We start from the raw sequence: 1,020 nt of genomic DNA on the forward strand, positions 1-1,020 counted from the left end.
GGCGCTCCGCAGGCCCTTCCGGAGCGCCCGAACCCGGAGATGGGCGCCGGGTGGGCGGGTGGGATGCGCTCACGCGCCCGGTGCCACGAGCTCGCGGGCGGCCGCCAGCTCCGCCGCCACGGCCCGCTCCTCCTCGGGGGTCAGCGCCAGGCCCTCGGCCTCCGCCAGCGCGGCGGCCGCCAGCTCCCGCCGCCCGGTGCGCACCAGCAGCTCGCAGCGGTAGAGCAGCACCCGCACCCGCTCCGGCGCCGGTGCGCCCGGGTGGCGCAGCAGCCCCGCGGCCAGCACCTCCAGCGCCCGCTCCTCGTCGCCGCGGGCGTCGCCCTGCCGCGCCGCCACCTCCAGCACCCGCGCCAGACCGGTGCTGCGCCCGGCCGGCTCCTCCTCCTCCGTCGCGCCGAGCCGGTAGAAGCGCAGCCAGTTGCCGCCGGTGTCGACGAGGCTGAAGCCCGTCGCGGTGCCCTGCTTGCGGCGGGGGCGCAGCAACCGGGGTGCGCCCGCCACCGGCAGCCGCCCGTACCGCCGGCGCAGCCCCGCGGCGAAGGACGCGTGCAGGGCGGCGACGTCGGGCACCACGACGACCACGCTGCCCACCGACGTGGCCGGGTCGAAGCCGTCGATGCCCGACAGGTGGATCGCCATGTCCTCCAGCTGCACGACGGCGCACGGGTACGGCCGCAGCTGGAAGTAGGTGCGGGTGAAGCCCAGCGCCTCGTAGAAGCCGACGGCGTCCTCCAGGTCCGGGCACGGCAGGATCGGGTAGGTGCGCTCACCGGCCACCGGGCCAGGGTCCTCCGGGGCCGCGCCGGGGTCCAGGGGCACCGGGCCCCGTCCTGCCGCCCGTCTCCGGGTCCGGGCGCCCCGACGGGGCCTGCGGGGCGCCCCGACCCGGAGACGGGCGGGAGGGAGAACGCGGACGGGCGCCGGACGGGCGGGTGGGGTGCGCGCTCAGGGCAGCGGCTGGCGGCGCAGCACCGCCGCACCCGCCCGCGCCGCGTCCAGCGCCACGGGGGAGCGCAG

General features: G+C 79.6%; 1 protein-coding gene. It reads right to left on the minus strand.

Translation table 11 applies throughout. The annotated features are described in order from the left end of the window. Window positions 1-69 precede the first annotated feature (69 nt). On the minus strand, window positions 70-822 hold the full coding sequence (locus ABEB16_RS22600; RefSeq protein WP_345714387.1) for a VOC family protein: 753 nt from the start codon (window positions 820-822) through the stop codon (window positions 70-72). Window positions 823-1,020 lie beyond the last annotated feature (198 nt).

The sequence above is a fragment of the Kineococcus glutinatus genome, from assembly GCF_039542765.1.
Classification (GTDB): domain Bacteria; phylum Actinomycetota; class Actinomycetes; order Actinomycetales; family Kineococcaceae; genus Kineococcus_A; species Kineococcus_A glutinatus.